Genomic DNA, 8350 nt, shown 5'->3' with positions numbered 1-8350 from the left:
ACCACCACAACACCAAATCCCCAGGTCAAGCTACCTTAATAGCGCCACCAGTCACCACACCGGGCCAGTGGACACTGCCCGGCGTACGGCGGCCTCGTCGTCGTCGACCTAGTGGTCGAGCTAGGCGACCAAACCGGCGACAAAACCTGCGACTAAACCGGCCGTCTCCCCATCACTCGGCCCCCTACCCGCGCTGCCTCGGGTCCTCCCCGGCCGGCAACCGACGCCGGCTGCGCCCCCGCTAATCGCGCGTCCTGGCGTCGAAGGCCTTGATCGCGATCGGCGCGATCAGAACCGTCAGTCCCACGATCCAGATGAGTGACGCGATCACCGGATGCTGCAGTGGCAGGGCGGCATCCGGGCCGACGGCCGGCGCATTCCCCCAGAGTTCGCGCATGGCCTGGACCACCGATGAGAGCGGATTCCACTCGGCGAACAACCGCAGCCACGTCGGCATGGACTCCGGCGGCGCGAACGTGTTGGCCAGGAACGTGATGGGGAAGGTCGTGGTGAACATGACGCCGTTCACCGCCTCGATCGTCTTGAGACGCGAACCCACGACGATGCCGATCCAGATCATCACGAAGCCGAATCCGAGAAGGATCAGGTACCCCAGTACGGCGTCGACGAGGCCCGTGCGGATGCGCCAGCCCACGATCAGGCCGGTCAGCGACATCACCACGACACCGATCGAGGAGTGGATGAGGCTCGAGGCACTCCGCGCGATGAGGATCGACGCCCGCTGGATCGGCAGGGTGCGGAACCGGTCGATGATGCCCTTGTTGAGGTCGTTGCACAGGCCCGCTGCCACGACGAACGAGGAGAACGCCATCGTCTGCGCCATGATCCCCGGCAGCAGCCATTCGCGGTAGTTGCCGCCCGCCACCGCGATCGCGCCGCCGAACACGTACGCGAACAGCAGCACGAACATGACCGGCTGGAAGGTGACATCGGCCAGGTTTTCCGGCTGACGGCGGATGTGGAGCAGGTTGCGTCGCACGAGCGCGGATACCTGGCGGCCGAACGTCGGCCCGTCGGGACGGGCCGGCACGACGAAGGTCCCCGTGGAGGACGGGGACGACGACGAGGAATTGGGATCGGCAGCGGTACTCATGCCCGGGTCTCCTTCGTGCTCACAGTGGTGTCAGGCGACTCCGGATCTGGCTCGTCGGGGCCGGGTTCGGCCCTGCGACCCGTGAGCGAGAGGAACACGTCGTCGAGGCTCGGGCGCTGCAGGCCGATGTCGTCGAGCTCGATTCCCGCCTCGGTGAACGCGGCGGAGATGCCCGCCAGTGCCGCGACCCCCTCGGACGGTGCAGTGAGGCGGCGGGAATCCCGATCGACGTGCAGTTCATCGATTCGCCCCTCCAGCACCTGCACCGCCGCGTCGACGTCGTCGGGCCGGGACACCGTGATCACGAGGCTGGCGGCACCGGAACGGTCCTTGAGCTGGAGCGGGGTGCCCTCGGCGATGACCTTACCGTGGTCGATCACGATCACGTTGTCGGCCAACTGATCGGCCTCGTCGAGGTACTGGGTGGTGAGCAGCAGAGTGGTGCCGTCGCGGACCAGGTCACGCAGGACGTCCCACAGTTCGTTCCGCGAGCGCGGATCCAGGCCCGTCGTGGGCTCGTCGAGGAACAACACCGGCGGTGCTGCGACGAGGCTCGCCGCCAGGTCCAGTCGGCGACGCATCCCGCCGGAGTAGCTCTTCGTCACCTTGGTGGCGGCATCGGTCAGGGAGAACTTCTCCAGCAGCTCGTCGGCCCGGGCGCGGACCTGCTTCTTGGACAGACCGTAGAGGTCTCCGATGAGGCGGAGGTTCTCCCGACCGGTGAGGAGCTCGTCCACTGTCGCGCCCTGCGCTGTGAGCCCCATGGCCTTCCGGACCGCGGCCGGCTCGCGGGTCACGTCGTGACCGGCCACCCGTGCGGTGCCCGAGGTCGGTGGACTCAGGGTGGTCATCATGCGGATCGTGGTGGTCTTGCCGGAGCCGTTGGGGCCGAGCAGGCCGAGCACGGATCCGGTCGGGACGGAGAAGGAGATCCCGTCGACAGCGGTGAAATCGCCGAAACGCTTCACCAGCGAGTCGGCCTCGATCGCGGGCCCGGTGCGTGTCACTGACGTGGGAGGTGAAGCGTTCACCTGAAAAGATTGTCGCCCCGCGGACCGGTAGTCAACAGCCTCGGACAACTTTCAGGTCAGTTACTGTCACCTGGTGCCCCGGCGCTCCTAGACTCGGCACCGTGCCACGTATCTCCATGACCTCCGTCCACGTCGACGACCAGGAACGCGCCCTCCGGTTCTATACCGACATCCTCGGATTCGACGTGAAGGTCGACATGCCGGTGGGTGACTTCCGGTGGCTGACCGTCGTCGATCCCGACTATCCCGACGGGACGCAACTCCTCCTCGAACCCGACCAGCATCCGGCCGCGCGTGCGTACGTCGCCGCACTGCGCGCCGACGGTATACCCGCGGCACAGTTCGAGGTCAGCGACATCCAGAAGGTCCACGAGCAGCTGGTCGAGCGCGGAGCGACGATCACCCAACCTCCCACCGAGATGGGTCCGGTGTGGACGATGCTCGTCGATGACACCTGCGGGAATCTCATCCAGCTGGCCACCTCTCCCGAGATGTAGGGACAGGTATCTATTTGGGGAGGTAGACGCCAGCCCCCGTATCGTGGACGGGTATCGAGCGAGACGCGCTACCACCCGAGTAAAGGATGACCGGAACCCATGAGCCCCATGTCGACCATCCCGCCGACGATCGCCCGCTCCTGGCTCCTCCTGCCGGCGGACAAGTCCGAGCGTTTCGACGCCGCCGTCAACTCCGAGATGGACGTCGTGGTTCTCGATGTGGAGGACGGCTGCCGCCAGTCCGAGAAGGAGCGCGCCCGCCGCGAGGTCCGGCAGTGGCTCGAGGCCGGGAACCACGCCTGGATCCGCATCAACGACGTCCGGTCCCCCGAGTGGGAGAAGGACCTCATGGCGCTGGGGCACTGCCCGGGGCTGGACGGCGTGATGCTCGCCAAGACCGAGAATCCGGAGCACGTCGCCCTCACGGCCGCGCGGCTTGCGGAGAACACGCCGATCGTGGCGTTGGTCGAGTCGGCCGACGGCCTCGCGCAGGCCGCGGAGATCGCGGCGTCCGAGCAGGTCGTCCGCCTGGCCTTCGGCGTCGGCGACTTCCGCCGCGACACCGGCATCGGCTCCTCGCAGATCGCGCTGGCCTACACGCGGTCGCAGTTCGTGGTGGCCAGCCGCATCGCCCGGGTCGCTCCGCCGATTGACGGACCCACCATCTCCAACGACACGCAGGTCCTCATGGAGGCCGCCGAGCACGCGGTCGAGATGGGGATGACCGGCAAACTGTGCCTGCGCGTGGACCAGGCGCCGTACATCAACGAGGTGCTGGCACCGTCCGCCGCAGACGTCTCCTGGGCCGAGTCCGTGATCGACGAGCTGGGTCCCGGCGGCGAGCGCGCCAAGGACGGCTCGGACCTGCCGCGTCTGGCCCGGGCGCAGAAGATCTCACGCCTGGCCCAGGCCTTCGCCGGCGCCCACTGACCCGCCAACCCGGACCACACCAAACCCGGAAGGGGGACATCCCGGTGACCACGCCGCCCGCACCGGTCACCGAGGAGATCCGCGCCTTCCAACAGGGCTTCGGCAGTCCCCCCGCCTTGGCCCGTGCCCTCCGGCAGACCCGATTCCTGGTGGCCGTCGACGCCGACGGGATCGCAGTGTCGTTCCGGTACCCGGTGGGCGGAGAACCGGGCCCACGCTGGGTGTGCGCCTTCACGACCCCCGAACTGGCGGAGTCGTTCGCGGAACGGCACGGCGCGGGGCCCGGCGGAAGCGCCGGGTGGCGGTGGCTCGTCAGGGCGGGTGCGGAACTCCTCGACACCCTCCTGCCACAGTTCACCGAGCGCACCGGCCTGTTCGTCGATCCGGGCTCCGAGGACGCCATGTCCTTCCCGCCGACCACCGAGTTCGTCCCCCACGCGGAGTGGGCGGTGGACCTTGATGACTGACCCCGCCGCAGACCCCGCGACCGACGCCACCCTGCTGGCCGCCGCGCGTCGCCAGCCGGAACGCTGGGCTCGCGGCGCGGGAGGTACGACGGTCGGCGAGGGTGCGATCGACCTCGCCAGCGGCGGGTCGTTCGCGGTGGTCACCGAGGTGGATCTGGACGGAACCCTCCCCCTTCGCCTGGTCCGCGCGTACGACTCGGACCCCTCCCGGCCGGCCGGGGTGTTCGGCCCCGGGTGGTGCTCGACGTTCGATGTACGACTTCTCGTCGACGCCGGCGGAGCGGCTCTGGTTCTGCCCGACGGCGCGCTGGTCCTGTTCCCGGCGACCGTCACCGCGGCGACCGACACCGCTGCGACCGACACCTCGGCGACACTCAGTGCAGGGAGCACGACCGGCGCGGACACGCGGGAGGCCACGCACTCCACGAGCGGGCCACTGATGTGGCTCGCGGGTACCGGCCGCGGCGGGTTCCGCGTGTTCGACCCCGCCACCGAGTGGACGTGGCACTTCCCCGGTCCACAGACTGACGACGAGCGGACCAGTGCGACCGGCTCAGGCGTCTCACGCGGTTCACGCACCAAGGACAGCCCCCATGTCCTGCCCGTCGAGGCCCTCACCGACCCGTGGGGTAATCGGATCCGCTGGAGCCGGTACGACACCACCCACCTGCTCGAGCACTCCTCGGGCACGTCCCTCGCCGTGGTGGTGGCAGGTCCGGACCCGGCCCAACCAGACCCGGCCCAGCCGGACCCTGCCCAGCCGGTCGTGAACGGGCGGCCGGTGGCGCAGCTCGTCGTCGTCGACCCCGATTTCTCCAACCCTCCCCCGGTGCGCGCCACCGTGCCCACCTCTCCCCCCGCGGCGCCGCGGCGGTGGACCGACGGTGACGTACTGGTCGTGCACACCCGCGCCTCCGACGGCGCGGAGATCGATCACCGCATCGCGCCGTCCGGGGCGGGGACCCTCACCACCACGTCGGTCGACGGCCGCGTCGCGCGGGTGGTGGGGTTCGACGCGTCCGGAAGGGAGCGTCGGCGCTCGACCCCGGCGGGCGTGCAGGTCACCGACGTCAACCACCGGGGACAGCCGGTGCGCACGGTCGCGGGCGGTCGGGAGTTGGTGCTGACGAGGTCGGACTCGGGCGCGGTGGTGCGCGCGGTGACCGACGAGGGGACGTGGGTGGTGGAGTCCGTGGCCCCGTCCCGGCCGGTGGCGGTGACGGGCCCCGACGGCGCACGCCGGACCGCGACGTGGGACCGGCGGGGGCTCCCCGTCACGCTGACGCTGGGGTCGCGGCCCCACACGTTCGAGACCGGGCCGACGGGGGCGCTCGAGCGGATCGGGTTCCCCGGCGGTGGGACGACGCAGGTGGAGAACACCCCGGCGGGACTCGTCCGGACCCTGGTGGACCCCGACGGCCACGTGGTGACCATCCGCCGCGACATCCTGGGCTCGCCGGTGGCGGTGGCTGTCGAGGGCGCCGGGACGTGGCAGCCCGAGGCGGACGGTCCTCCCGCGCCGGCCCTCGCGCCGGCTCCCGCCCCCGCTCCCGACGTGGACGACGCAGTGCAGGTGTCCCTCACCGCGGCCGGGCGGGCGGAGTCGCTGACGGTCGGAGGCTTGAGGGCGACCCTGCGGCGCCACCCGGACGGGTCGGTGGCGGGGGCGACGTGTGGACGTGCGGTGTCGGGTCAGGTCGCGGGAGGGTCCGGCGCCGCGGGCGTCGATGACGGGTATGACGACGACGGCGACGCATTCCTCTCCCTCCCCGGACTCGATCTCCCGCCGACCTCGACTCCCGCGTCGTCGTCCCCGGAAGCGCTCGACGGATTCCACCCCGACCGGCTGGTGTGCGACCCGGACTCGTGCGTGGGGGTGGCGCTGGCCGACCCGGCTGGTCAGGTGGCACTGCTCGACCCGCCGGGGACGCCCGACGCAGGAGAGCAGGTGCGGGTCCTGCATCCGGACGGACGGTCGGGCACGGTGGCGACACCCACGCGTCACGTGACGGGATCCGCCGGGGTGCCGGGCGACCCGGTCGCCGAGTCAGGCGGACCGTTCGAGGCGCTGCGGGCGGTGCCGTTCCTCCGCGGCCGGCCGGTGGCCTGGATGACGGTCCGGGACTGGATCCGCGAGGTGGACGCGCTGGTGGCGCGGCCCGGTGGCGCGGTGTCGGCGGCGTTGATGACACTGATCACATCCGACGGTCCGGAGCGGCGATAGGGGTCCCGTTCTGTCGTAGTGGGCAGGTAACGTCATGTCTCGCATCGTGTTTCACATATCCGTGCCCCGTGGCCGGTCAGCACCACTTGTAGGAGGTACACGCATGTCAGGCGAGTTCTCGACGCGTACCGAGGCGTTGAACGCGGCGTCGGAGGGTATCTCCTCCACCGTGGGCGCTCTGGGTGAGTTGGGGTTTGATTCGGCGGGGAATGTGGGGCGCGGGTTCTCCCGTGCCGGCCTGACGCCGGAGGAGGCGGGCAAACAGGACGTGCAGAAGGCGTCGGAGGAGTTCGCCGAGCGGTGGTCAACCGGGGTGCGGAGCCTGGTGCAGTCGGCCAACAACATCGCGGAATCCCTCGACTTGTCGGCGGGTCTGTACAACTCGATGGAGGAGCAGATCTCCGGCACGTTCAAGGTGATGGTGACCAACACCATGGGCAATCCGCACCTGTCCGAGGACGAGATCCACGAACGGTCGTGGGGCGAGACGTGGGCGGACAATCCGGTCAATCACATGATGAACCCGGACTACAGTGCCGAGTCGTTCCAGCAGGCGTCGGAGCATATCGACCAGAACAACGAGGCGATCAAGCAGATGGCGCCGCAGGCCGCCTCCAACCTGATGTGGGTGAACAACCCGATCACTGGCGGCACGTATGCCGATGAGTCCGGTTTCCCGCCGCCGGCATGGAATTCGGGCGAATCGGAAAAACTCCAGCAGCAGGCTCAGGGCGCGGGTGACGGCGCTGGCGCGGGCGACGAATCTCGCTAGCTGATTTCTGGCCCCAGAGACACTGATGGGTTTTTTCGATGCGATCAACTCGGCCGGTGAATGGGTCGAGGACGCGGCCGAGGAGTCCGTGGAGTGGCTCGGTGACCGGACCGAGGACGGTCTGCGCTGGTCCGGTGACCGGGTGTCGGACCTGGGGTGGGATTCCGGTGGAGAGGCCCTGCACGAGGCTGCCGACGAGGTGGCCAGTTTCACCGGCGCCGAGCTCAATGAGCGGGAACTGGGGCAGACCGAAGATCCTAAGGAGCTGATCCGCGGTGAGCCGTCGGCGATCGTCGACAAGTCCACCACCCTGACGGAGATGGGTGAGGGGATCGGCTCGACCGGTGAGGCGTTGGCGGCGATCAAGGTCAACGACTGGGCCGGCGACGGGGCCGAGGCGTTCGAGGCCGTCTACAGCCAGCAGCCCGGGTTGTGGTCCGAGGCCGCGACGGCGTTCGAGTCCGCCTCGGGTGCGTATGAAACGTTCGCCGGGGTGTTGAAGGCCCAGCAGGGCAAGGCCCGTCAGGCGATCGCGAAGTGGAAACAGGCCGAGAAGCTCGAGAAGATGCATGCGGCCAAGTCCTCCGAAGACAAGGCGTCCTCGACGCTGGACGAGAAGGCGGCCGCGCTCAAGGAGGAGGCCCAGCAGATCCTGCGGGCGGCGCGTATCGAACGCGACAATGCCGCCGGTGTGGCCTCGGGCGAGTTGGCTGCCGCGGCCGCCACCGCACCGCAGGAGCCGCCCTTTCTCACCCGGATGGCCCAAAACGTCCAGGACCTGCAGGCCGTGGGCACACAGTGGGGCCTGTCGTTCGTCGAGGGCGCCACCACCGCCGTGTCCGGGACGGTGGCATTCATCCGGTCGGTCAACCCGACCGACACCTATAACCTCACTCACCCGGCCGAGTACATGTCGTCCATGTCTGACCTGGGGACCGGGATCGTCTCGGCAGCCGCCGACCCGGGAGCCGTGGTCGACGCGATGGTCAACGAGGCCAAGGAGGACCCGTTCAAGTTCCTGGGCAGCCTGGCCCCCGACGCCGCACTGGCCGCCATGACCGGCGGCGGCTCGGTCCCGCTGCGGGCCGTCCGCACCCTGGAAAAGGTCAGCGACCTCGCCCCAACCAACCGTCCAAGCACCGGCGGCGGAACCCCCTCCACGGGCGGTACACCAGCCCCACGCCCCGACACACCCGGGACCCCCAACAACCCCGGAGCCCGACCCGACAGCCCCACACCCACCAACACCGACACCAGCACCGGCGCAGACCAGCCCCGCCCGGCAGGACCCGACAACGGTCCCGGCCCAAGTCCC

General features: G+C 69.6%; 8 protein-coding genes. 6 read left to right on the top strand and 2 right to left on the bottom strand.

Annotated elements, in window-relative coordinates:
- Positions 1–241 precede the first annotated feature (241 nt).
- Positions 242–1114: an ABC transporter permease gene (locus OPF83_RS17130; protein ID WP_264888840.1), complete on the bottom strand. Its 873-nt coding sequence runs from the start codon at positions 1112–1114 to the stop codon at positions 242–244.
- Positions 1111–2145: an ATP-binding cassette domain-containing protein gene (locus OPF83_RS17125; protein WP_264888839.1), complete on the bottom strand. Its 1035-nt coding sequence runs from the start codon at positions 2143–2145 to the stop codon at positions 1111–1113. The genes OPF83_RS17130 and OPF83_RS17125 overlap by 4 nt, the downstream gene beginning before the upstream one ends.
- A 116-nt stretch (positions 2146–2261) precedes the next feature.
- On the opposite strand from OPF83_RS17125, the gene OPF83_RS17120 reads away from it, so the two are divergent.
- From OPF83_RS17120 to OPF83_RS17095, 6 genes are all read left to right on the top strand, one after another.
- A complete protein-coding gene (locus OPF83_RS17120) occupies positions 2262–2642 on the top strand; it encodes a VOC family protein (RefSeq protein WP_264888843.1) in 381 nt (126 codons plus the stop codon).
- Positions 2643–2750: 108 nt separating this feature from the next.
- Positions 2751–3572 carry a CoA ester lyase gene (locus OPF83_RS17115; protein ID WP_264888841.1) on the top strand — a complete coding sequence of 274 codons (822 nt, stop codon included), beginning with the start codon at positions 2751–2753 and terminating at the stop codon, positions 3570–3572.
- Positions 3573–3616: 44 nt separating this feature from the next.
- Positions 3617–4039: an SseB family protein gene (locus OPF83_RS17110; protein WP_264888838.1), complete on the top strand. Its 423-nt coding sequence runs from the start codon at positions 3617–3619 to the stop codon at positions 4037–4039.
- Entirely contained in the window at positions 4032–6263 is a 2232-nt protein-coding gene (locus OPF83_RS17105) for a DUF6531 domain-containing protein (protein WP_264888837.1), read from the top strand. The genes OPF83_RS17110 and OPF83_RS17105 overlap by 8 nt, the downstream gene beginning before the upstream one ends.
- Positions 6264–6366: 103 nt before the next feature.
- A complete protein-coding gene (locus OPF83_RS17100; RefSeq protein ID WP_264888836.1) occupies positions 6367–7035 on the top strand; it encodes a hypothetical protein in 669 nt (222 codons plus the stop codon).
- A 25-nt stretch (positions 7036–7060) separates the two neighbouring features.
- Positions 7061–8350 (top strand): putative T7SS-secreted protein (locus tag OPF83_RS17095; protein WP_375546292.1); only part of this gene is annotated, 1290 nt, incomplete at its 3' end.

The organism is Dietzia sp. NCCP-2495 (assembly GCF_026011735.1).
Taxonomy (GTDB): Bacteria; Actinomycetota; Actinomycetes; order Mycobacteriales; family Mycobacteriaceae; genus Dietzia.
The sequence above is the reverse complement of the archived record's forward strand: the minus strand, read 5'-3'. Positions and strand labels throughout refer to the sequence as shown.

What these genes read in the sequence shown, in the direction of transcription:
- OPF83_RS17130 (WP_264888840.1), bottom strand. Translation starts at nt 1,114, where the DNA reads ATGAGTACCGCTGCCGATCCCAATTCCTCGTCGTCGTCCCCGTCCTCC.
- OPF83_RS17120 (WP_264888843.1), top strand. Translation starts at nt 2,262, where the DNA reads ATGACCTCCGTCCACGTCGACGACCAGGAACGCGCCCTCCGGTTCTAT.
- OPF83_RS17115 (WP_264888841.1), top strand. Translation starts at nt 2,751, where the DNA reads ATGTCGACCATCCCGCCGACGATCGCCCGCTCCTGGCTCCTCCTGCCG.
- OPF83_RS17105 (WP_264888837.1), top strand. Translation starts at nt 4,032, where the DNA reads ATGACTGACCCCGCCGCAGACCCCGCGACCGACGCCACCCTGCTGGCC.
- OPF83_RS17100 (WP_264888836.1), top strand. Translation starts at nt 6,367, where the DNA reads ATGTCAGGCGAGTTCTCGACGCGTACCGAGGCGTTGAACGCGGCGTCG.